The organism is Streptomyces cyaneofuscatus (assembly GCF_033109485.1).
GTDB lineage: Bacteria > Actinomycetota > Actinomycetes > Streptomycetales > Streptomycetaceae > Streptomyces > Streptomyces cyaneofuscatus.
This window is the reverse complement of sequence record NZ_CP137002.1, coordinates 7670456-7692956: the sequence shown is the minus strand read 5'-3', so window position 1 is coordinate 7692956 and position 22501 is coordinate 7670456. Positions and strand designations below refer to the sequence as shown.

16 protein-coding genes are annotated in these 22501 nt (G+C 70.4%); 3 read left to right on the top strand and 13 right to left on the bottom strand.

The features are described from left to right. Positions 1-14: 14 nt before the first annotated feature. Positions 15-1100, bottom strand: a complete 1086-nt coding sequence (locus R2B67_RS34055; RefSeq protein WP_018514882.1) for an ABC transporter substrate-binding protein — start codon at positions 1098-1100, stop codon at positions 15-17. 640 nt (positions 1101-1740) lie between these two features. On the opposite strand from R2B67_RS34055, the gene R2B67_RS34050 reads away from it, so the two are divergent. From R2B67_RS34050 to R2B67_RS34040, 3 genes are all read left to right on the top strand, one after another. After that, entirely contained in the window at positions 1741-4185 is a 2445-nt protein-coding gene (locus R2B67_RS34050) for an RICIN domain-containing protein (RefSeq protein ID WP_317824181.1), read from the top strand. A gap of 49 nt (positions 4186-4234) precedes the next feature. Further along, complete coding sequence (locus tag R2B67_RS34045; protein ID WP_317824180.1) at positions 4235-6574, top strand: AbfB domain-containing protein; 2340 nt, start codon at positions 4235-4237, stop codon at positions 6572-6574. A gap of 295 nt (positions 6575-6869) precedes the next feature. Beyond that, positions 6870-7367: a hypothetical protein gene (locus tag R2B67_RS34040; protein ID WP_317824179.1), complete on the top strand. Its 498-nt coding sequence runs from the start codon at positions 6870-6872 to the stop codon at positions 7365-7367. Between the two features lie 108 nt (positions 7368-7475). Here the strand turns inward: R2B67_RS34040 and R2B67_RS34035 are convergent, their stop codons facing one another. From R2B67_RS34035 to R2B67_RS33980, 12 genes are all read right to left on the bottom strand, one after another. After that, on the bottom strand, positions 7476-10844 hold the full coding sequence (locus R2B67_RS34035) for a LamG-like jellyroll fold domain-containing protein (RefSeq protein ID WP_317824178.1): 3369 nt from the start codon (positions 10842-10844) through the stop codon (positions 7476-7478). Positions 10845-10960: 116 nt separating this feature from the next. Next, complete coding sequence (locus R2B67_RS34030) at positions 10961-11269, bottom strand: NIPSNAP family protein (RefSeq protein WP_317824177.1); 309 nt, start codon at positions 11267-11269, stop codon at positions 10961-10963. A 52-nt stretch (positions 11270-11321) separates the two neighbouring features. Further along, on the bottom strand, positions 11322-12062 hold the full coding sequence (locus tag R2B67_RS34025) for a thioesterase II family protein (protein ID WP_317824176.1): 741 nt from the start codon (positions 12060-12062) through the stop codon (positions 11322-11324). 39 nt (positions 12063-12101) lie between these two features. After that, on the bottom strand, positions 12102-13376 hold the full coding sequence (locus R2B67_RS34020; RefSeq protein ID WP_317824175.1) for an APC family permease: 1275 nt from the start codon (positions 13374-13376) through the stop codon (positions 12102-12104). Further along, positions 13373-14098 (bottom strand): alpha/beta fold hydrolase, encoded by a 726-nt coding sequence (locus R2B67_RS34015; RefSeq protein WP_317824172.1) that lies wholly within the window; start codon positions 14096-14098, stop codon positions 13373-13375. Before R2B67_RS34015 ends, R2B67_RS34020 begins: the two co-directional genes overlap by 4 nt. Further along, positions 14095-15327, bottom strand: coding sequence for a cytochrome P450 (locus R2B67_RS34010; RefSeq protein ID WP_237324536.1), 1233 nt, complete (start codon positions 15325-15327; stop codon positions 14095-14097). The genes R2B67_RS34015 and R2B67_RS34010 overlap by 4 nt, the downstream gene beginning before the upstream one ends. Beyond that, positions 15314-15547, bottom strand: a complete 234-nt coding sequence (locus R2B67_RS34005; RefSeq protein WP_317824164.1) for an acyl carrier protein — start codon at positions 15545-15547, stop codon at positions 15314-15316. Before R2B67_RS34005 ends, R2B67_RS34010 begins: the two co-directional genes overlap by 14 nt. Then, entirely contained in the window at positions 15544-16983 is a 1440-nt protein-coding gene (locus tag R2B67_RS34000) for an AMP-binding protein (protein ID WP_317824156.1), read from the bottom strand. The genes R2B67_RS34005 and R2B67_RS34000 overlap by 4 nt, the downstream gene beginning before the upstream one ends. Then, positions 16980-18752: an asparagine synthase (glutamine-hydrolyzing) gene (gene asnB, locus R2B67_RS33995; RefSeq protein WP_317824149.1), complete on the bottom strand. Its 1773-nt coding sequence runs from the start codon at positions 18750-18752 to the stop codon at positions 16980-16982. The genes R2B67_RS34000 and asnB overlap by 4 nt, the downstream gene beginning before the upstream one ends. A 4-nt stretch (positions 18753-18756) precedes the next feature. Beyond that, entirely contained in the window at positions 18757-20511 is a 1755-nt protein-coding gene (locus R2B67_RS33990; protein WP_317824142.1) for a non-ribosomal peptide synthetase, read from the bottom strand. Further along, a complete protein-coding gene (locus tag R2B67_RS33985; protein WP_317824135.1) occupies positions 20508-21350 on the bottom strand; it encodes a fumarylacetoacetate hydrolase family protein in 843 nt (280 codons plus the stop codon). The genes R2B67_RS33990 and R2B67_RS33985 overlap by 4 nt, the downstream gene beginning before the upstream one ends. 133 nt (positions 21351-21483) lie before the next feature. Continuing rightward, positions 21484-22500 (bottom strand): hydroxymethylglutaryl-CoA lyase-like TIM-barrel protein, encoded by a 1017-nt coding sequence (locus tag R2B67_RS33980; RefSeq protein ID WP_317824127.1) that lies wholly within the window; start codon positions 22498-22500, stop codon positions 21484-21486. Between the last annotated feature and the right edge of the window lies 1 nt (position 22501).

The window sequence follows — 22501 nt, the reverse complement described above, 5'->3', positions numbered from 1 at the left end:
GCCGTCCGGTCGGGTCAGTACGCTCCGCCGAGCGAGTCCTTGGCGTTGGCCTCGTCGTACTCCCGGTCGGTGATGATCACGTTCTCCGGGATCTCCTCACCGGCGTAGAACTTCTGCGCGGTGGCGAAGGCGAGCGGGCCGAAGCGCGGGTTGGACTCGATGACCGCGTTGTACTCGCCGTTGACCAGGGCCTGGACGGCGTTGCGGGTGCCGTCGACCGAGACGATCTTGACGTCCTTGCCGGGCTTCTTCCCGGCGGCCTTGATCGCGGTGAGGGCGCCGAGGCCCATCTCGTCGTTCTCCGCGTAGACGGCGGTGATGTCGGGCTTGGACTGAATGAGCTGCTCCATGACCTGCTGGCCCTTGTCGCGGGCGAACTCGCCGGTCTGCTGGGCGACGATCTCCAGGCCGGGCGCCTCGGCCTTCACCTGGTCGACGAAGCCCTTGGTGCGGTCGGTGGTGACGTTGTTGCCGGAGGCACCGAGCAGGATCGCCACCTTGCCCTTGCCGCCGGTGACCTTGATCATCGCGTCGGCGGCGCGCTTGCCCTGCTCGACGAAGTCGGAGCCGAGGAAGGCCACATAGTCCTTGCAGGCGGTGGAGTTGACCTTGCGGTCGATGGTGAGGACGGGGACCTTCTTGGCCGCCGCCGCCTTCAACGCGGGCTCCAGACCGTCGGAGTTGAGCGGCGCGACGATGAGGAACTGGGCACCCTGCGACAGCATGTCCTGGATGTCGCTGATCTGCTTGGACAGCTGGGACTGGGCGTTGGTGGTGAGGAGCTTCTTGACGCCGATCTTCTTCGCCTCGTCCTTGATGGACTGGGTCTCGGCGATGCGGAACGGGTTGGCCTCCTTCTCCGACTGGGAGAAGCCGACCACGGCGTTCTTCAGGTCCAGCTTCGGCGCGCCGTAGGTCTCCAGCGAGCAGCCCGAACCGGAGGTGGAGTCGGGGGACTTGGCTTCCTGGGCACCCTGGCTGCTGTCGCCGCCCGCGGTGTTCGAGGTCTCCGACTTGGCACAGCCGGCGGCGGCCAGCGTGGCGGTGGCGGCGAGGAGGCAGGCCACGGCGAGGGTACGGGGTCGACGCTGGATCATCATGCGCGGAACGCTCCTTGGCGGGTTGACGGCACGCGCATCGGCGTGCGGTCGGGCATGGCGGGACGAGGCATGGGCCGCTCGGCGGCTGATGCCACTGCACTCCTCAGAGCCCTGCTCCGACGTGCGGGAACAGTGGTCACGAGGGCCTGCTCGGGCTGTCGGCGGCTCGGTTTACAACGTTATATATGCGGTGCGGCACGGGCGGCAAGAGCAGGGTCGATGCGTTTCCAAAATGTGTCGGCGACCGGATGGAGTGCGGGTGCGCGCAGCGGCCCGCCGTACGGCAACGACTCCTGCGCACCCTCTGGACAGCCGCCCGGCGCCGTGCTGTCATACCGCCGGACGCCGCATTTCCAACGTTGCAAGAACGGAGCCGTTCGCCGGGAAGCCCGGGCGACGGCGATCTTCAGCATGCGCCCGACCGGCCGCCCCGCCGCTCCCCCGGCCGGGCGGCCTCCGCACCAGGCCCCCGCACCAGGCTCGCGCACCAGCCCGCGCATTCGCACCACGCCCTGCACCAGCCCGCGCACCCGCACCACGCCCTGCACCAGCCACGCGCGCCGCACCGCGCGTGGCCACCACCCCCACCGAGCCGGTCCGCAGCTCAGGCGGTCCCCGGCTCAGAGCAGGAGCCGTACCGATGCCCCTGAACCGCAGGCAGCTCATCACCACCGCCGTGGCCACCGCCGTCGCCACCGGCGCATCGAGCCGGTGGGCGACCGCCGCGACGCCCCACCGTCACCGGGTGGCGGCCGAGCCCGGCGGCCACTACTCCCCCAACGCCGCGCCGCTGCACCCCACCGCTTTCCTCAAGCTCCCGCCGGGCAAGGTGAAGGCGCGCGGCTGGCTGGCCGGTCAGTTGAAGCTCCAGCTGGAGGGGCTGTGCGGCCGGTACGAGGAGCTCTCGCACTTCCTGGACTTCACGGCGACCGGCTGGGTCCGCCCCGACCGTGGCGGCTGGGAGGAAGTCCCGTACTGGCTGCGCGGATACGCCGATCTCGCGATCGTCACCGGGGACGCGGCCGCGCTGGCCACCACCCGCCGCTGGATGGACGCGATCCTCGCCACCGGGCAGAGCGACGGCTTCTTCGGCCCCAAGGCGCTGCGGACCTCGCTCAACGGCGGCCCCGACTTCTGGCCGTTCCTGCCGCTGATCCAGGCGATGCGCTCCTGGCAGGAGTACAGCGGAGACACCCGGATCATCCCGTTCCTCAGCCGCTTCTTCCGCTATATGAACGCGCAGGGCCCCGGCGCCTTCAACACCAGCTGGATCGCTCTGCGTTGGGGAGACGGCCTGGACAGCGCCATGTGGCTCTACAACCGCACGGGCGACGCCTTCCTCATGGACCTCGTCGACAAGATCCACCGTTACGGGGCGAATTGGGGCGACAACCTGGTCAACCCGCACAACGTCAACATCGCCCAGGGCTTTCGCGAACCGGCCCAGTTCGCGCTGCGCAGCGGCTCGGCCACCGACACCCGCAACACCTACGGCACGTACGCGAAGGCCATGGACGCCTACGGGCAGTTCCCCGGCGGCGGGTTCGCCGGGGACGAGAACGCCCGGCCCGGCCACGGCGACCCCCGCCAGGGGTTCGAGACCTGCGGGATCGTCGAGTTCATGGCGAGCCACCAGCTGCTCACCCGGATCACCGGGGACCCGCTCTGGGCGGACCGGTGCGAGGAGCTGGCGTTCAACTCGCTTCCCGCGTCGCTCGACCCCTCGGGCAAGGCGGTCCACTACATCACCTGCGCCAACAGCGTGGACCTGGACGACGAGCCCAAGCGCGACCGCCAGTTCCAGAACCCGTTCGCGATGCTGGCGTACCTACCGGGCGTGGACCAGTACCGCTGCTGCCCGCACAACTACGGTATGGGCTGGCCCTACTTCACCGAGGAGCTGTGGCTCGCCACCCCGGACGGCGGGCTCGCGGCGGCGATGTACGCGCCGAGCCAGGTGACGGCGAAGGTCGCGGACGGCACCGAGGTGACGTTCACCGAGGAGACCGGCTACCCCTTCACGGACACGGTCACACTCTCCCTCACCACCCCGAAACCCCTGCGCTTCCCGCTCGTCCTGCGCGTCCCCGCCTGGTGCACGGACCCCGAGATCCGGGTCAACGGCCGACGGGTCACCGCCCCCGCCGGCCCGGCCTTCACCCGGATCGACCGGGCCTGGGCGAGCGGCGACCGGGTCACCCTGCGACTGCCGCAGCGGACCGCCGTACGGACCTGGGCGGAGAACCACCGCTCCGTCAGCGTGGACCACGGGCCGCTGACGTACTCGCTCCGGATCGGGGAGCGGTACGAACGGATCGGCGGCAGCGATACGTTCCCGGAGTACGCGGTCCACGCCACGAGCCCCTGGAACTACGGCCTCGTCCTGGATCCCGCCCGCCCCACCGCGGACCTGCGCCCCCGCTCCACGGGCCGCGCCCCCGGCGACAACCCGTTCACCCATACCGGAACCCCGCTCACGATGACCGCCCGGGCCCGCCGCATCCCGGAGTGGACGGCGGACGACGAGCACGTGGTCGCGCCCCTCCAGCCGAGCCCGGCGCGCTCCACCGAGCCGGTCGAGGAGGTCACGCTCATCCCGATGGGTGCGGCGCGGCTGCGGATCACGTCCTTCCCGATGGCCGCCCCGGAAGCGGAACCATGGCTGGCGGACCGCTGGTACCGGATCGCCAACCGGCACTCCGGCAAGGTGCTCGCCGTCGACGGCATGTCCACCGCCAACAGCGCCCACGTCGTCCAGTTCGGCGACACGGGGACGGCCGACCACCTCTGGCGGCTGGTGGCCAACGGCGACGGCTGGTACCGGATCCGCAACCGGCACTCCGGCAAGGTCCTGGGCGTCGACCTGATGTCCACCGCGAACAGCGCGCACGTCGTGCAGTTCGACGACAACGACACCGCCGACCACCTCTGGCAGCTCGTCCCGGACGGGGGCGGCTGGTACCGCGTCCGCAACCGGAATTCGGACAAGGTGCTCGGCGTGGACCGGATGTCCACGGCCGACAGCGCCCATGTCGTCCAGTACGACGACAACGGAACGGCCGACCATCTGTGGCGGCTGCTCTGACGTCGCCGCTCACCCCACCCCGTACAACCGAGAAAGGGACGGACCAACCATGCACCCAGCACCCCGCACCTGGTGGCGGAGATTAACGGCCACCACCGGCCTCCTCGCCCTGGTGGCCACCGCACTCGTCGGCAGCGGCACCTCCCCGGCGGCCGCCGCGCCCGCCGCCTGGACGCCGAAGCCGGCGCCCATGACGACGCCGTGGACGAACCAGGTCCCGGTCGACAAGCCGCTGCCGGAGTACCCGCGCCCGCAGCTGACCCGCCCCGACTGGACGAACCTCAACGGCATCTGGGACTTCGCCGTCACCGGCCGTGACGCCGGGCAGCCCGCCACGTTCCCCGAGCAGATCCGCGTCCCGTTCGTCGCCGAGTCGGCGCTCTCCGGCATCCAGCGCCGGATCACCGAGAACGACAAGCTCTGGTACAAGCGGACCTTCACCGTCCCCGCCAACTGGAACAACCGCCGGGTAAAACTCCACTTCGGGGCCTCCGACTGGCAGACCACGGTCTGGGTCAACGGCACCCAGGTCGGCGCGCACAAGGGCGGCTTCGACTCGTTCGCATACGACATCACGCCCCAGCTGAGCGGCGGTACGAACACGGTCGTGGTCTCCGTCTACGACCCGAGCCAGACCGGCGGCCAGGCGGTCGGCAAGCAGCGCATCAACGATGTGAAGCCGCATCCGGGCGGCGGGATCTTCTACACCGCAGCCTCCGGCATCTGGCAGACGGTCTGGCTGGAACCGGTCGCCTCCGCCCACATCACCCGCCTCGACATGACGCCGAACCTCGGCAACAGCACCCTGCGGGTGCGGGTCCAGACGGCCGGCGCGGCAGGCAGGAGCGCCCGGATCACCGTGTCGACCGGCGGTACGGTGGTGGGCTCGGCGACCGGTGGGGTGGGCGGGGAGATCTCCGTACCCGTTCCGAATCCGCGGCTGTGGAGCCCGGAGGACCCGTTCCTGTACGACGTACGGGCCGACCTCCTCGACGGCTCGGCGGTCACCGACACCGTGGGCAGCTACACCGGTATGCGATCCGTGGGCCTGGCGAAGGTCGACAACATCCTGCGGCCGGTGCTCAACGGGAAGTTCGTGTTCCAGACGGGCACGCTGGACCAGGGCTACTGGCCGGACGGCATCTACACCGCGCCGACCGACGAGGCCCTGAAGTACGACCTCCAGGCCCACAAGGACCTCGGGTTCAACATGGTCCGCAAGCACATCAAGGTGGAGCCGCAGCGGTGGTTCTACTGGGCGGACCGGCTGGGGCTGCTGGTCTGGCAGGACATGCCGTCGATGGACACCGGAAAGGTCCCGGACGGGCCGTCGCGTACGCAGTGGGAGGCGGAGTACCGGGCCATCATCGACCAGCACCGCAGCTCGCCGTCGGTCGTCATGTGGGTGAACCAGAACGAGGGCTGGGGCCAGTACGACCAGGCCAGGATCGCCGACGAGGTCAAGGCCCAGGACCCCTCGCGTCTCGTCAACAACATGAGCGGGGTCAACTGCTGCGGCTCGGTCGACGGCGGCAACGGTGACGTGGTCGACAACCACATCTACGTCGGCCCCGGCAACACCGCGCCGACCGCGACCCGGGCCGCCGTGCTGGGCGAGTTCGGCGGGCTCGGCTACAAGGTGCCGGGCCATGAGTGGTACCCGGGTGGCGGGTTCAGCTACGAGGACCAGCCGAGCATCGCGGCCCTCAACAACCGTTTCGTCGGCCTGCTCGACGCCATCCGGATCGGCCAGCTCCCCGCCGGGCTCTCCGCGTCGGTCTACACGGAGATCACGGACGTGGAGAACGAGGCGAACGGGCTGCTGACCTACGACCGCCAGGTCGTCAAGGTCGACACCGCCCGGGTGAAGGCCGCCAACCAGGCCCTCATCCAGGCGTCCCGCAACCCCGCTCCCCCGGTGACGCTGCCCACCGGCCAGTTCAAGTCGCTGCGGGTCACCACCCCCGGGCACACGACGAAGCACCTGCGCCACTACGACGCGCAGGCCTTCACCGAGGTGGTGAACAGCGGGAGCCCGGCCGTGCTGAAGGCGGACGCCACCTGGAAGATCGTCACCGGCCTCGCCAACAGCAACTGCTACTCCTTCGAGTCCCGGAACTACCCCGGCCAGTTCCTCCGCCACCGGGACTTCCGGGTCCACCGCGACGCCAACGACAACTCCGCGCTGTTCAAGGCGGATGCGACCTGGTGCGCGGTGGCGGGGAACGGCGGGGTGCGGTTCACCAGCGCCAACCTGCCGGGCAGCTATCTGCGCCACATCGACTCGGAGGTGTGGCTGGCCACCCCGGGCGGCGGACGGGCCTTCGACAGCCCCGCTCTCTTCGCCGAGGACACGACGTGGGCGGTGGACGCTCCCTGGGCTCCGTGATCCTTGGGAGCCGATGAGCTGAGAGCCGATGAGCTGAGAGCCGATTTGCGCTCGGAGCGGATGAGCTCGGAGCCCGATGAGCGATAACCGGCCGGTCCGGCAGCGACGGGAAGCGCCCGTCGCTGTCGGGCCGGTCTGGTGTTCACGGCACCGGCCTCATCTGAGTAGCTGAGCGGTGTTGCCGGGCGGCCCTCACCTGCTGACATGGGCGCATGACGACAGCCACGCCCACCGGACGCCCCCTCACCCCCGCTCCGCTCCCCGACACCGCGCCCGGGCCCTGATCGCGAGCGGTGTGGCCCTGCTCCTCGGGGCGCTCACGCAAGGGTGCGCGAGTGGGCGGGTGATGGCGGAGTCGGAGTTCCGCGAGCACATGCGGCTCACGGAGGAGGCGGGCGAGGAGGCGGTACGGCGGCTGGGAATGGACCCCTCCTCCATCGTGGACGGCCACGAGATGGCCAACGCCTCCTGCAAGGACGAGTTCGGGTCGGACGGTGACGACGTCACCCGCGACCAGCCGCGCGTCACGTGGGCACCCCGCTTCGAGAGCGGCGCCGAGTACCGGGCTGCCGTCGCTACCCTCCGCGCGGCATGGTCGGCGCAGGGCCTGACGGTCGAGGACATCCCCGCGCCCGGCAAGGGTGAACGGGGAGCGGGCCTGCCGGGGGTGCGGGCGGAGGGTGAGCACGATGTCGACTTGTCGCTGAAGCCCGACCGGTACTCGGGGGAGCCGACCCTGACCGCGGACCGCGGATGCGTCCGGCACCGCGGATATCTGATCGGCTGGGAGTAGGCGAGACCCCTGACACCGCAGGCCCCTCATGCGCGAGGGTGGCCCCGGCGTGCCCATCACGGCGAAGGTCCGCTCCCGGTGCCGGGAGCGGACCGACTTCACTTACCGCTAAGGCTTCCGGCTGCCGTACAGGGCGGTCACCTCATCGGCGGTCAGGGCCTTGTCGTACACCCCGACCTGGTCGACGGACCCGTTCCAGAAGTCGCCCTTCGCCCCGGCGTACTGGGCCCGGCCGACGGAGAGCGGGCCGGTGCTCACATCGGCGGGCCCGGCCTCGGTCGTGGCGGCGAGCTTCCCGTCGACGTACAGCTTCGCCTCGCCGCCCTGCCGGACGCCGACCAGGTGGTACCACTTCCCGGTCTCCGGCGTGATCTCCAGGCGGGCGCGCTTGCCGCCCGGGGTGGAGAAGGCGAACGCGCCCTGCCCGTACTGGAGATAGAAGGGGTTCTCGGTGCGCCGGCCGTCCTGGCTGACGACGGTGGCGTAGTTGCCGGGCAGGGCGTCCAGCGAGGCCCACGCGGAGACGGTGTAGTCCTTCGTGGTGTCCACGACGGGGCCGGTGCTCTGCGCGTACTGGCCTTCGCCGTTGAACTTCAGCGCCGAGCCCGTGACGCCCGGGGCCCAGGACGCGCCGCCCTCCAGGGCGAGATGGGCCTTGTTGGGGCCGCTGTCGCGGGCCGTGGTGCCCTTGTTCTCGTCGAGCGACCAGGAACCGCCGCCCTTCAGCTCGTCGCGCTGACCGGCGTTGGCCCCGGCGGCGATGACCTGGCGGTTGATCTCGCGGACCTTCTTGGGGTCGACCTTGATCTCTCGACGGTCGTACGTCCAGAGCCCGTTGAGCTCGTTCTCCAGGTCGCTGACCTGGGTGTAGACGGAGCCGGACAGCTCGGCGCCGGCGGCGGCGAGGTAGTACGTACGGGTGTTGTCGACGTACTTCGCGGTGAGAGCGGCCTTGTCAGCCACCCCGGAGTAGATGTTGGCAGGTGCGCCCGGCCACATGTGCCCCGGCGTCCGGAGCGTGAAGCCGCCGTGCTCGCCGTCCATCGCGGCGCGGCGGTCGTCCGGGAAGGCCGGGTCGTTGTTCACGTAGTCGTGGTGGTCGATGATCTCGCCCTTGCCGGAATCACCCTTGGACGCGCAGCAGTTGACCCCGCTGTGCGCGTTGACCACGCGGGACGGGTCCAGCGCCTTGACGTCCTCGGCGATCTTGCCGGTCTCCGTGCGGTCCCACTCGCCCCAGCCCTCGTTGAAGACGATCCAGCCGCTGATCGAGGGGTAGTTGTGGAACTGCTTCATCAACTCCTTGCTCTGGGTGAGGAAGGCGTTCTTGCCCGCGTCGTTGTCGATGTCGGCGTTGACGAAGTCCTGCCACACCAGCAGGCCGAGCCGGTCGGCGTGGTAGTACCAGCGCGGCGACTCCACCTTGATGTGCTTGCGTACGGCGTTGAAGCCGAGGTCCTTCTGCGCCTTCAGGTCGAAGGTGAGGGCCGCGTCGCTGGGCTGGGTGTACAGCCCGTCGGGCCAGAAGCCCTGGTCGAGCATGGCGAGGGAGAAGAACGGCTTCCCGTTGAGGACGAGCTTCTGGTAGCCGCCGACCTTGTCGATCTTCAGCTGGCGCATCCCGAAGTAGCTTTCGACGCTGTCCTTGGAGCGGCCGTCGGTGAGGGAGACGTCGAGGTCGTACAGGTAGGGGTCGTCCGGGGACCAGAGGCGCGGGTTCTTGAGCTGGAGGTTCAGCTCGCGGTTGGCGGGTCCGGTGACCGTGCCGACGGCCTTGCCCTTGCGGTCGCGGGCGACGGCGGTGACACGGGCGTTGCCGGACGCCTTCGCGGAGTTGACGGTGACCGCGAGGCGGCCGGTGTCGATGTTCGGGGTGGTCGTCAGGGAGTCGATGGCGGCGGGCGCGACCGGCTCCATCCAGACGGTCTGCCAGATGCCGGAGGACGGGGTGTAGACGATGCCGCCGGGGTTGGTGGACTGCTTGCCCTTGGGCTGGTTCGGCCCGGTCTTGTCCGTGACGGCGACGACGATCTCCTGAGCGCCGGTGCCCTTCAGCGCGTCGGTGATGTCGGCGCTGAACCCGGTGTAACCGCCGGTGTGTTCGGCGACCTTGGTGCCGTTGACCCAGACGGTGGACTGGTAGTCGACGGCGTCGAAGTTGAGCTTCAGCCGCTTGTCCTGGCCGTTCTTGTCCTTGCCGTTCCTCTCCTTGCCGACCGACCAGTTCTTCGGCACGGTGACGAGCTTGCGGTAGAACATGTGGTCCTCGTCGCGCTCCAGCCCGGAGAGCTGGGACTCGACCGGGAACGGCACGATGATCCGCTCGCCGAGCTTCTTGCCGAAGACCGGCTTCTCGCCCTCGGTGGCCCCGGCGAACTCCCAGGGGCCGTTGAGGTTCTTCCACTGGTCACGGACCTGCTGCGGCCGGGGGTACTCGGGCAGCGGGTGGTTCTTGTCCAGCTTGTCGCCCCAGGTGGTGGTGAGGCGGTGCGTGGAGAGGTTCTTCGCCGTGCGGCCGATCTCCGGCACGGTCTCGGTCCCCGACGTCAGTCCGCTCTTGCCGTCGTAGACGACCTTGACCCGCTGGTCCTTGAGTACGGGGGCGGCGAGATCGATGATCAGCGCCCGGGGGTTGTCCGAGGCCCGGGTCACCGACTTCACCGGCATCGGGGAGGTGTCGACCTCGATCTTGAGGTGGTCCTTGACCTTGCCGTAGTTCGCGACCCGGTCCTTGAAGGTGGCCTGGAGGCGCTTGCCGTTCTTCGCGATGCTCAGGGCGACCGGGTAGACCTCGAAGTCCGCGGGCGGGGTGAAGGCGGACTCGGGCACGATCTGCTTCTTGAGCGTGTCGCTCTGCCAGCGCAGGAACATGCTGGCGCCGCCGACATCCTGGAACATCTCCAGCTTGAAGTCGTGCTTCTCGCCCGCCTTCAGGGCGATCGGCGCGCTGTGCTGCTCCTTGTCCCAGTCGGGCTCCCAGTGGTCGATGACAACGTTGCCGTCGAGGAAGAGCCGGAAGCCGTTGTCGCCGATGGCGGAGAAGGTGTACGAACCCGTCTCGGGCGCTTCGAGCTGCCCGGTCCAGCGGGCGGTGGTGTGCTCGGTTCTGCCGGTCGCCGACTCGAACGTCCCGGTGAGGCCGGGGAAGTTGATCTCGGGGTCCAGGGAGGTGGCGCCGAGCTCCGCGAAGTCCCGGGCGCCCGGGGCGGACATGCTGAAGTACTCGCCCTTCAGCCCGTGCACATCGGTGACCGGGTCGTCGGCCGTGAAGGTGGTGGCGGTGGCCGGCGCCAGGGCGGCGGGTGCGGCGGCGGCCGTCGGGACCAGGGTGGCGCCGACCGGTATCAGAAGCGCGGCGGCGCAGGTGAGGGCCCTGAACAGGGCACGGGGGCGCGGGTGTTGTCGTCTCAAGGCGTCGTCCTCGTCGAAGAGCCGGGAGTACCTCGAACCACTGAGGCACTGCACATAGTCGAACATTGAGCCACAACACCAAACACTGCACAACGGTCGTGCACGGAGAATTTTCAACGATAGAAAAGTGCGGCACAGCCTAACGAGCTCGTGCACGGTAGGCCCTTCCGGGGGTCGGGATGTCAACCGGGCAGCAGCGGCCGCATGAAGGTCCTCTCGAAGCGGAGCACGCAACCGCTCTCGTCCCGGATGCGGTCGGCCTCGATGAAATCGGGGTCCTTGCCGAACAGTTCGCGATACCGCTCGTACTCGGCGAGGCCGGGGAAGCTGAAGAGCGCCAGCGCCTCGTCGCTGGCGCCTTCGGCAGGGAGGAAGTAGCCGTGATGGATGCCGCCGTGCGCTCCGACCAGCTCGATCCAGCGACGGCCGAAGCGTTCGAACGCCTCGGCCTTCGCCGGATCGATGACGTACCTCACTACACAGGTGATCATGGGCCGAGCGTAGACGCGCCCCCGTCCCGGGCAGCGCCGAATCTCCGGGCGGTCACCGGGCCGGGGGACGCCCGACGCGGTAGCCTCCCTGGCGCGTGCCGTCCGCCCCCGGCGCGAGGCGGTCGTGGACGAGGCCGACGCATCCGGGGTCGCCCAGCAGCTCGGAGTGGCCGCCGGCGAACGTGTGCCGGACGACATCGCCGTCGCTGAACCGCCGCCACGCCTCCACCGACGCGTCACTCGTCAGCGGGTCCCGCGCGCCGCGCAGGGCCAGAACGGAACACGGCACCCGGTCGGGCGGGGAGGGCACGTCCATCTCCGCGAGCACCCGGAGGTCCGCGAGCGCCGTCTCGGCGACCGCCTCCCGCCACTCCGGCGCCGCGGCGGCCAGCCGCTCCGGGTCGGCGGCATCGAGATAGTCCAGCGCCGCCTCGGCCGAAGCCGTCACCTCCGCCGGGACGCGGGCGAGATCGGGGGCCGAGGCCCCCACCACCACGAGCAGCGCGACCTCCACCGACCGGCGGTGGAGCGACAGGGCCGTCGCGTAGGCGAGGTAGGCGCCGTAGCTGTGCCCGAGAAGGACCGGGGGCGGGCCGGTCGGCAGGCGCGCGATCTGGTCGTGGCACGCGGCCACGACCGTGGCGAAGGAGACCGCGTCCGCCGGGTCCTCGCTCCGGCCCGGGTAGCGCATCATCCTGGTGTCAGGGCCGGCCGCCGCCCGCAGCGGCTGGAACTCGCTGCCGAACGATCCGGCACCCGGGAAGAGGACGAGTCGGTGTCCGTCACCCGTCATGTCTGCTGCCTCCTGCTGTTCGGATCCGGCAGTACCCGGTCACACCCGGGTCCGTTCGGGTTCGGCCGTGCGCGGGCCGCTCCGGCGCGTCAGCACGACGACGACGGCGAGGACCGCGAACAGGCCCCAGCACAACCACATGGACGGGCCCGCGAGCAGAGTGACCCCGATGACGGTCACCGCGCACAGCAGCGTGACGGCCCGGGCCACGCCGCCGGTCGCGAGCCGGGCGAAGGCCGCCGCCCCGACCCCGTACAGGACGAAGTAGACGCCTCCCGAGAAGGTGAACAGGTGCTCCAGTGGGACGAGACCGCTCGTGCTCAGCAGGGCGATCAGGATGAGCAGCGCCCCCACGGCCAGGACCGCGGTGACGGGGTTGGCGTCCCGTTCGCGCAGCCGTACCAGGGCGGAGGGGAGGTGGCCGCTGCGCGCCATGCCGAAGACGAGACGGGACAGGGCCAGGACGGAGGCCAGGACGTTCGCCGTGATGACCCCGGTCACCAGGACCACGGCCACCGGTCGGCCCAGATCGCCCAGGGCCCGTTCGGCGAGCAGCATCAGGGGCGCCGAGTTCAGCCCCTCCTCGCCGGGGTCGACGGTGGCGAAGAGACTGAGGAGCAGCAGTCCGTAGAGGGCGACGACGATGATGTACGAGGCGGCGAAGACCCGCGGGATGATGTCGGGGCGCTTGTGCTCCTCGAAGGTGAAGGCGACCGTCTCCCAGCCGGTGAAGGCGACGAAGACGGCGGTGAGCACCATGCCGAAGGAGCCGGCCGGCGGCAGGCGGGTGCTGGGCGCCTCGAAGCCGCTGGAGCCGAGCGCCACGAGGGCGACGGTGACGACCATCGCGAAGAGGGCCAGCACGAGGGCGACCTGGAGCCTCCCCGACAATCCGGTGCCCGCGTAGGCGACGGCGGTGGCGGCGCACAGGACGAGCAGCGGGAACAGCCACGTGAGGGGCGCCGAGCCGGTGAACTCGGCCAGGTAGCGGCCGCCGGTGAGTGCGGTGGCCGGGATGCCGGCCATCAGGGCGAACGTCGCGGCGGTCCCGGACGTCCGCGCCAGCGACGGGTTGAAGGCCACTTCGGCGTAGTGCGCCACGCCGGCCGCGGACGGGTGGCGCCGTCCGAGCCAGGCGTAGCAGTAGAGCAGGGGAACCACCGCGAGCGCGGCCACCGCCCAGGGCATCCAGGCGGACCGGGCCAGGGTGTGGTAGCTGGTTCCGGGCAGGATCATCATCCCGCTGCCCAGGATCGTGGACAGGGCCAGGAAGGTCCCGACCCCACCGCCCAGCGACTTGTGCAGGTCTTTCACGCAATCTCCGTCGGATTCGGTGCCAGAGCGGCGTCGACACAGCGCTCGAGCAGTCCGGCCAGGGGGGCGTCGATGGCGTGGCCGCCGTCGGCGACCGTCAGGTGGACCTCGCCGGGGACGCGTTCGTGCCAGGTGACGCAGTACCGGGGCGGGATGAAGAAGTCGCCGCGGGTGGACAGGATGTGCAGGACGTCCGGCACGGTGCCGCCGGTGTGCAGCCACCGGACGAGGCCGTCGGCGACCTTGGCCTCCGCCCGCAGCCGCCCGGCGATCTCCTCCCGTACGTCCTCGTCGTCCAGGAGGTCCTGCGGAAACCCCTCGTGGGCCAGGATCTCGGCGATCTCGTCGTCCGTCAGGACGGACATGGTCGGGATGCGGCCCTCCCCGTCCGGGCAGGGGGTGTTGAGGAGCAGCACCGGGGCAGGCCGTCCGGTGTGCGCGGTGAGCTCGTCGCGCAGCCGCAGCGCGGAGAAGCCGCCCATGCAGTGCCCGGCGAGCAGCGTCGGGCCGCCGCCGTCCGCCTGGAGTGCTCCGGACACCCGGGCCAGGCAGTCGCGCTGCCAGTTGCCGGACTCGACGGCCTCGTCCGACGGCGGGTTCGGCAGGGCCAGGAAGCCCATGCCACGCAGGGCGGCGAGCTTCTCCAGCTGCTCCATCGTGGTGCCGCCGGAGCCGGCGGCGGGAAAGGCGATCAGGAGGCTGTCCTCCTCCGTCCCGCTCATGCGCCCAGTTCCTTGGCGTCGACCACTTCGACCCGCAGTTCGGTCATGCCGAGCATGAAGTTCGAGCGTAGCCGCTGCGGCTCCTTGACGACGACGAACGCCTTGTCCCAGGCGGCGAGTTCCTCGACGAAGGTCTGGATCTCCAGCGTGGCCACCGGTGCGCCGATGCAGCGGTGGACGCCGGCGCCGAAGGCGAGCTGTTTGTTGTCCTGACGGTCGATCATGAACGTGTCGGGCTGGTCGAAGACGGCGGGGTCGCGGTTGGCGGCCATGTTCCACAGGGTCACGAAGCTGCCCGAGGGGATCACCTCGCCGCCCACCTCGAAGTCCTCGACCGTCAGCCGTTGCACATAGCTGTTGGTGGAGGTCCAGCGCAGGAACTCCTGGGTGGCCACGTCCGCGGGGACGTCCCCGGCGACCACCTTCAGCCACTGGGCCCGCTCCTGATGGATGGCATCGACGGTGAGACTGGCGGTGTGCGGGGTGGTCTCGTTCCCTCCGACGGCGACGTTGAGTCCGTTGAGGAGCGCGACATCGCGCGGCATGTCGCCGGAGGCGACGAGCTGGGCGAGGAAGCCGATCATGTCGTCACTCGCCCCGGACTCGATACGCTGCCCGATGAGGCCGTCGATGAAGTCCAGCACCTCCATCTGGGCGTCGACCAGGGACTCCAGGGGCGAGGCGCCGGTATAGGCCTCGTCCCGGTAGCCGATCATCATGCGGGTGGCTTCGAGCAGGGTGTGGGCGTCGGCGGGGCCGATGCCGAAGAGGACTTCCAGGACGCCCTTGGGGAGTTCGGGTGCCACGACCTTGTCGAAGTCGATGACGTCGCCGACCGAGAGCTGGTCCAGAGAGGCGCGGAGGTTGCGCCGCACGGTCCGGCCGACCTTCTCCAGCATCTCGCGGTTGAACCCGCTGTGCTTGATCGGGCGGCGCAGCGCGGTGTGCTCGGGCCGGTCGGCGACGATGAGCATCCGGCCGGAGGCCGAGTCCTTCTCGGGGCGGTAGGAGCCGTCGACCATCGTGCCGTAGGCCGAGCTGAGCCGCGTGTGGTCGACGTAGGCCTCGTAGACGTCGGCGTAGCGGGTCAGGGCGTAGAACTCGTAGCCGTCGGCCCGCCGGTGGATGGAGATCGGGTGGTTCTCCCGCAGGTCGTTGAGGTAGGACCAGGGGTCGTCGGCGGCGAAGAACTCGGCCGAGTAGAGCGGGCTGTTCTCAACCACCAACATGGAGCGCTCCCGCCTTCCGGGCGATGAGGGCCGGCGTACGGCCCTCGAAGAACACGTGTCCCGGCACCTTGAGGCCGGTCTGCTGCTTGATCAGGGCACGGACGCGCAGCACGACGAGGGAGTCGACGCCGGCTTCGAAGATGTCGGTGTCCTCGTCGAGTTCGCGGTGGAACACCTTGGAGATGCATTCGAGGATCAGGTCGGGGGTTATCTCGGTCATCGGTTGCCGGCCCTTTCGGTGTGGGCGTCGTCCAGGAGTGAGGGGAAGTCGATCTTTCCGCCCGCCTTCGTCGGGAACGCGTGGACGAGGTGGAGCCGTATCGCGTCGGAGAAGGAGCGGACGAGCGGTTCGAGGCGGCCCCGCAGAGCCTCCTCGTCCGGGGCATCGGGGGCGAGATGGACGAAGGCCACGGTGCCCCGGACGTCCTGGGCGACCCGGCAGTCCAGTACGCCGGCCAGGCCCGTCGCGGCGGTCTGGAGCGCCACGGTGTCCACGCGGGAGCCGTTGACCTTGATCTGGCTGTCCAGGCGGCCCGCGTAGACCAGTGCGCCGGAGGGTTCCTGCTGGACCAGGTCGCCGGTGCTGTAGGTGGTCCGTGCCGCCCGGGTGGGGAACGGCTCGGTGAGACGCCCCTCGTCGAGGTAGCCGGCGCAGACCAGGGGGCCGGAGACCACGAGGTGGCGCAGGTGGTCCGGGGAGTCGCCGGCCGGGAGGAGGGTCTGTTCGCAGCCGTCCAGCGGGAAGCCGATGGGGATGGCGTCGGCCGCGAAGCCGTCCGGGAGGTCGTACCGGTGGGTGGCGAAGGTCGCCTCGGTGGGGCCGTAGAGATTGACGAAGCGGTTCGCCAGTCCGGCGTCTCGGGCCTGCCGGTAGGTGGCGGTGTGGAACTGCTCGCCACCGCTGAAGATCCAGGGGATGCCCGCGAGGCATTCGGGCATGGCGCCGACCACCGTGGTGATGACGGCGGCGGGCAGCAGGACCCGGTCGATGCGGTAGCGCTCGGCCAGCTCGGGCCAGGCGAACACGTCCTCGTTGACGTGCGGAAGCCGTACGACCCGTCCGCCGGCGGCCACCGCCTTCCAGGTGTCGAACCACCAGCCGTCGAAGGCCGGGGCCGCGAAGCCGCCCGCCGTCGGTGGTCCGTCGGTGGGGACGTCCAGTCCGCGGCAGCCGAACAGGGCGAGCAGGTTGCCCCGGGTGACCGCGACTGCCTTGCGCCGCCCGGTGGAGCCGGAGGTGAAGTTGACCGCCACCACGTCGGCGGGGATGCGGTCGGCCGGCAGCCGGTCGGGGGCTCGGTGGACCTCCTGGACCGGTTCGCCCTCCCCCGCGTCCGTGCCCCGGACGGAGAGGGTGAGGTCCGGGCGTACGCGGTCGAGCGCGTCGGCGGCCAGGCTCCCGTCGTCGGCCACCGCGACGCACCCGGCGCGCCACACCCCGAGCTGGCCGGCGAAGAAGCCGAGCCGGGTGTCCGCGCGCAGGCACACCACGCGGGCGCCTTCGCACCGGCCGACCGCCCGTTCGACTGCCGCCGCAAGGGCACCGACCTGTTCCCGGCTGTACTCCACCTCCTCCTCCACCCAGACCGTCCCGGCGGAGCGCCAGCGGTGCTCGCCGATCACCTCCTGCCAGGCGTCCGCCTCGGCTCCGGTCACAGCGTCAGTCCTAACTCGTCGATGATCGCGCTGATGCTGATGAGGCTCAGCCGTACGTCCCACTTGTCGGGTACCGGATCGGCCGTCAGCCGGTCGAGCGCGTCCGGTGCGAAGATGCCGCTGGCCGCGACGAGGTCGCGCCAGCGCGCCGTCAGGCGGTCGTCGGCGACGGCGTCCAGGCCGTAGGCGGTGAAGCCCTGTTTGGCGCGGTTCACCACCCGGGCGGGCACGATGTCGGCGTAGGCGGCCTTGAGGCAGGCCTTGCCCTCGAAATCGGCCACCTTCCGCTCGTCGGCGGTCCGCAGGGACAGCTCCACCACCTCGTTGCCGAGGAAGGGGTAGCGGCCCTCGATGGAGTTGGCCATGAGCATCAGATCGCCGTGGTCGCCGAGGAGGTGGCCGCCGAGCTGCACGTACACGTCGGCGATGGAGCGCAGTTGCATGGGGGTGAGGGCGGCGGCTTCCTTGTCGCTGTAGGGGATGAGCCGGTCCCGCCAGAACTCCGCTCCCGCCAAGGCCTCTTCGGTGCGCGGGGTGAAGCAGTGGGCGCGCCGGCGGGCGGCCCGGTCCCAGTCGACCTCCCAGCCGAAGTCGGCCCGGCCCCAGGCGTGGGCGTTCTCCTCCCGGGTGGCGGGCGGCCTGCGCCGCGCGGCGTCGAAGACGTAGGAGTCGTAACCGAAGAACAGTTCGTCGGCGCCCTCCCCCGAGATGACGCCCTTGACCCCGGCCCGGCGCACCTCGTCGGAGAGCATGCGGGCGGCGACGTTGTACGTCTCGCGCTGCGGGTAGCAGCAGTGCCGCACCATGTCCTCGAACCCGGCGGCGATGTCCCGGGGCCCGCAGGGGATCTCCCGGTGCTCGCTGCCCACGGCCCCGGAGACCTCGCGCTGGAAGCGCCCTTCGTCCAGGGCCGCGTCCTCGAAGAGTACGGAGAAGGTGCGGGGTGCCCGGCCGAGCGTGCGGGTCGCCTCCATCACCAGGGTCGAGGAGTCGAACCCTCCGCTGAGGTAGGCGCCGATCTCGACGTCCGCGCGCAGCCGGTCGTGGACCGCGCCGCCCAGCGTGGAGCGGATCTCCTCGCCGGAGGCGGGTGGGGCGGAGGTGTCGAACTCGCCGTAGCGCCAGTAGCGAACCACCTGCGGTTCGCCGTCGCCGAAGGTGACGACGCAGCCGGGCGGTACGGCGTGGATGTCGCGGACCAGGGTTCTCGGCGCGACGATGTTGCCGAGGGAGAGGTACTGGTCGACGGCGGTGAGGTCGGTCCTCCACGGGCCGGGGACCGAGGTGACCAGGGTCCGGAGTTCGGAGGCGAAGTGGGTGTGGGTGCCGGCGACGGTGTAGAAGAGCGGGCAGATGCCGAACCGGTCCCGGCCCAGGTGCAGGGTGTCCCGGTGGCGGTCGTAGATCGCGGTGGCGAACTGGCCGTCGATGAGCTTCAGTCCGTCGGTGCCGTGCCGGGCGAACAGTTCGGGTACGAGGGCCACGTCGACCCGGTTCGCGCTGTCGATGCTCAGGCGGCGGGTCAGTTCGGAGGCGTTGTAGATCTCGCCGTTGGTCACCGCCGCGTAGCGGCCGGTGGCGTCCTCGGCGGGCTGCCAGCCGTCGCGCAGCCCGGTCATGCCGAGCCGGCCGAGCTTCATGGAGAGCGTGGGTGTGCTGAGCGAATAGCTCTCGTCGGGTCCGCGGTGGACGAGCCGGGCGTGCATGGTGGCGGAGACGGTCCGGTCGAGGGTGCCGTCGGGGGCGAAGGTGCCGCACAGGCCGCACATGGCGCTACACGCCCCGTTCCTGGAGCTGGTCCGCGAGGACCCGGAGACTGTCCGCGCGCAGGACGTCGCGGACACCGGCGTCCACCCAGCCGAGCCCGCGCATCTGAGTGACCAGGACCACGGCGGTGGCGGAGTCCCCGCCGACCTCGAAGAAGTTGTCCTCCAGGGCGATGTCCTCCACTCCGGTGAGATTGCGGACGAGGTGCAGGATGCGCTCGTCCGCTCCCGCCGTCTCCGGAGCCTCCTGACGGGCGAGCTGTTCGCGCCGGCCCGCGCCGAGGGCGTCCCGGTCGATCTTGCCGTTCGGGGTGTGCGGGAAGACGTCGACGTGTTCGAAGACGGAGGGGATCTTGTAGGGGTCGAGGACCCCTTCCAGGTTCTTCCGCAGCAGGCGGGGGTCGCCGTCGCCGCGGTAGTAGCAGACGAGTACGTCGGCTCCGCCGCCTCGGGCGCCGTCGTGGGCCTCGGCGGCCACCACCGCGTCGAGCACCCCGTCCTGGCGGCAGACGGCGTTCTCGATCTCGCCCGGGTCCAGCCGGTAGCCGCGGACCTTGACCTGGCGGTCCACCCGTTCCACGAAGTGGAGCGCGCCGTCGCGTACTTCGACGATGTCGCCGGTGGCGTACGCGGCCTCGCCGCCAGGTTCCCCGAACGGGGTCAGGCCGTCCTCGGCCAGGTAGCCGAGTGCGACGCTCTCCCCGGTGATGACGAGTTCGCCCCGGTCCGCGGAGGCCTCCTCGCCGGCCACCGGGCGCAGGTGGTAGTCGCAGTCGCCGACGATGGTGCCGAGCGGCACCGCCTGCCGTTCCGCCTCCGCGTCCAGGGGGTCGCTGAGGAGGTTGCAGACGGTGGTCTCGGTGAGACCGTAGGCGTTGTGGAAGGCGGCCGCCGTGGACCAGGTGCGGATGACCGAGGGCCGGCACGGGCCGCCGCCGTTGATCACGTGGCGCAGCCGCATCCCGGGAGTGGGCTCGGTGACGGTCAGGGCGAACGGCGTCGTCTTGAGGTGGGTGATGCCGAACTCCTCCAGGGTCTCGGCAAGGATCGTGCCGGGCGTCAGCCGGGCCTCCTCCAGCACCACCAGGCAGGCGCCGGCGGTGAGCGTCCAGAGGATCTCGGTGAGGCAGCCGTCGAAGGTGAGCCGGGCGAACTGGAGGGTCCGGGCACCCGGTCCGACCTCCAGCCGGTCCACGTGATCGCTCACCACGTGGGCCAGCGGGTCGGCTCGCACCAGGACGCACTTGGGCCGGCCGGTGGAGCCGGAGGTGTGGATGGCGTAACCGATGCCGTCGGGCAGTGCGGCCCGGGCCGGCCGGTCCGGGTGTTCCGCGGGCAGCCACTCGGCCGGTACGTCGTCGAGGGTGACCCGGCCGTCAGGCGACGTGGTGTCCGCGACCGACCGCAGCCCCAGCAGACCGGCCTTGGCGCTGTTGGAGGCCGGGCTGTCCCGGCCGTCGACGACGACGAAGGGGCGCCGGGCCTTGAGCGCTCCGACGATCGCCACGATCGCCCCGATGTCGCGGTGGCTCCGGATGCCGACGAACTCACCGGGCCGGGTGCGTTCGGCGACGAGCCGGGCGAAATCGTCCGTCAGGGCGCCGAACTCACGGTAGGTCAGCTCGTGCCTGGCGTTCCGCAAGGCCGCGGCGTCGGGGTGACGCCGTACTGTCTGGTCGATCCGGTCGACGACCGTTCTGCGGTGGTCGAACACCTCGCCCTCCTTCGCGTCGGGTGTGTGGGTGGTGGACGGGGCGGTCACCGCACGGGGTGGGTGAGGGTGCCGACACCCTCGACGACCGACCGGACCGAGTCACCGGCGCTGATCACGGTGGCGCCCGGCGTTCCGGTGCACAGGATGGTTCCGGGGGCGAGGGTGCGGCCCGCGGTGAAGTACTCGACCAGGTAGCCCACGTCGTACTTCATGGAAGTCGGGGTGGCGGAGGCGACGGTCTCGCCGTTGAGGACGGTGGAGATCTGGATCCCGTCGAGGCCGTCGGGGAACTCGTCCATGGTGATCAGGACCGGTCCGACGCTGCAGAAGGTGTCGAACCCCTTGGCCCACGGGATGTAACGGGGGTTCTCCCGGATGGCGTCCTCGGCCGTCATGTCCAAGACCCCGGTCACCCCGGCGATCACGGACCGCCAGTCTTGCCGCTTCACGTTCTTGCAGGCGGTTCCGATGACCAGGCCGAGTTCGGCCTCGGCGGTGACGCGCCCGGACTGCTCGGGCAGCTCGATGTGTGCGTTGTTGCCGATGAGGCAGTTGCCGGGCCGGAGGTAGGAGCCGGGCCCGGAGGCGGGCTGCTGGGCCGCCAGGTCCTCGCTGTGCCGAAGGTAGTTGAGCCCGGCCCCCCAGATGTCGGCTTCGTGGTCGGGGAGCGGGGCGGCCCGCGTCGGATCGAAGTCGACCGGTGCCACCTGTGCGCCGTGCCGCTCGACGGTCTCGGCGAGCGCGCGCAACTCCTGCTCGCCGAGGAGTCCGGCGAGCCGCCCGGCCTCGGCGTATCCCGGAAGCGCCCTCACCGGAAGGTAGTCGCCACCAAGGCTCACCACGATCTCGGCGGAGCCGTCGGAGAGGGAGGTCCTGGCCAGTTTCACTGCTGCTCCTTGAGGTGCTCGATGGTCATCGCGCGTACGGCGCGGAGGCCGGGGCTCAACTGGACGCCCCGGCCGTGGCGCGGTGGTGCGGGAGCGGGGCCGGCGGTTGTGGTGGAGGTCCGCCGGACACCCCCTAGGCGGCGCAGCAGCGTGCCGCGGCGCTCTGGAAGTCGTTCTTGCGGGGGCTGTGGTCGGCGATCTCCACCGCGGTCTCCATGAGCCGCGCGGGGTCGGTGCAGAATTCGGCGGCGAGCCGCTCCACCAGCGGGAAGAAGCCGGAGTGGATGCCGATCACCGCACCGAGCACCTGCATGGTGCGGTCCTCGCGGACGGCTTCCATGTTGACGTGGGCGTACTCGGCGATCCGGGCGATCTCCTGGTAGTCGAACAGGTCGCCGCGGGTGAGCTTGATGATGCCGGCGATCGCCTCCAGGGAGGCGTTGCCGGACCCCCGTCCGATGCCGTTGAGGGTGGCGTCGACGATGCTCGCGCCGGCTTCGTACGCCGTGACGCTGTTGAAGTTGGCCAGTCCCAGGTTGTCGTGGCCGTGGAAGCCGACGACATCGAAGTGGCGGCGGACGGCGCTCACGTACTCGGTGACCGCGTCGGGCAGCATGGCACCGTAGGAGTCCACGACGTAGACGCCGGTGACCGCGTCGGGAAGGCCGTCGAGAGAGTCCACGAGCTGGTCGACCGGGGTGGCGCTGGACTTCATGAGGTTCACGTAGACCTCGTCGCACAACTCGGTGGCCTGCCGGATGTACGGGAGGTGGGCGGCCACCCGGTCGGGTTCGACACCGACCCGGAGGAAGGTCATGCCCTTTCTCACCAGGTCTTCCACGGTCTCCAGCCGGGTGAAGTCGGGTTGGGCGAACATGCCCCAGGGCTTGGCGGAGAGGGTCGCGCCCGCCAGTTCGCTCCAGCGCTGGTGGTCGATGTTGCATGCCGTGATGCCCGTCCGCTCCGCTTCGAGGCCCAGGCCGTGGCCGACTTCGACCTTGGTGACGGGCGTCTCGTTCATGCGGGTGAGGAGCTCGGCAACGAATTCCTCGTCGAGCTGGAAATCCACGGCGTACATTCCGTCGCGGAGCGTGCAGTCGAGCAGGTCGATCTCTTGTACTTCTGCGGGCCGGCCGTCCGTTAAAGACATA

Bases quoted from the DNA above. Each gene is read 5' to 3' on its own strand.
- R2B67_RS34050 (WP_317824181.1), top strand. From the start codon at position 1,741: ATGCCCCTGAACCGCAGGCAGCTCATCACCACCGCCGTGGCCACCGCC.
- R2B67_RS34030 (WP_317824177.1), bottom strand. From the start codon at position 11,269: ATGATCACCTGTGTAGTGAGGTACGTCATCGATCCGGCGAAGGCCGAG.
- R2B67_RS34010 (WP_237324536.1), bottom strand. From the start codon at position 15,327: ATGTTGGTGGTTGAGAACAGCCCGCTCTACTCGGCCGAGTTCTTCGCC.
- asnB (WP_317824149.1), bottom strand. From the start codon at position 18,752: ATGTGCGGCCTGTGCGGCACCTTCGCCCCCGACGGCACCCTCGACCGG.
- R2B67_RS34025 (WP_317824176.1), bottom strand. From the start codon at position 12,062: ATGACGGGTGACGGACACCGACTCGTCCTCTTCCCGGGTGCCGGATCG.
- R2B67_RS33980 (WP_317824127.1), bottom strand. From the start codon at position 22,500: ATGTCTTTAACGGACGGCCGGCCCGCAGAAGTACAAGAGATCGACCTG.
- R2B67_RS34055 (WP_018514882.1), bottom strand. From the start codon at position 1,100: ATGATGATCCAGCGTCGACCCCGTACCCTCGCCGTGGCCTGCCTCCTC.
- R2B67_RS34015 (WP_317824172.1), bottom strand. From the start codon at position 14,098: ATGAGCGGGACGGAGGAGGACAGCCTCCTGATCGCCTTTCCCGCCGCC.
- R2B67_RS34045 (WP_317824180.1), top strand. From the start codon at position 4,235: ATGCACCCAGCACCCCGCACCTGGTGGCGGAGATTAACGGCCACCACC.
- R2B67_RS34035 (WP_317824178.1), bottom strand. From the start codon at position 10,844: ATGTTCGACTATGTGCAGTGCCTCAGTGGTTCGAGGTACTCCCGGCTC.
- R2B67_RS34005 (WP_317824164.1), bottom strand. From the start codon at position 15,547: ATGACCGAGATAACCCCCGACCTGATCCTCGAATGCATCTCCAAGGTG.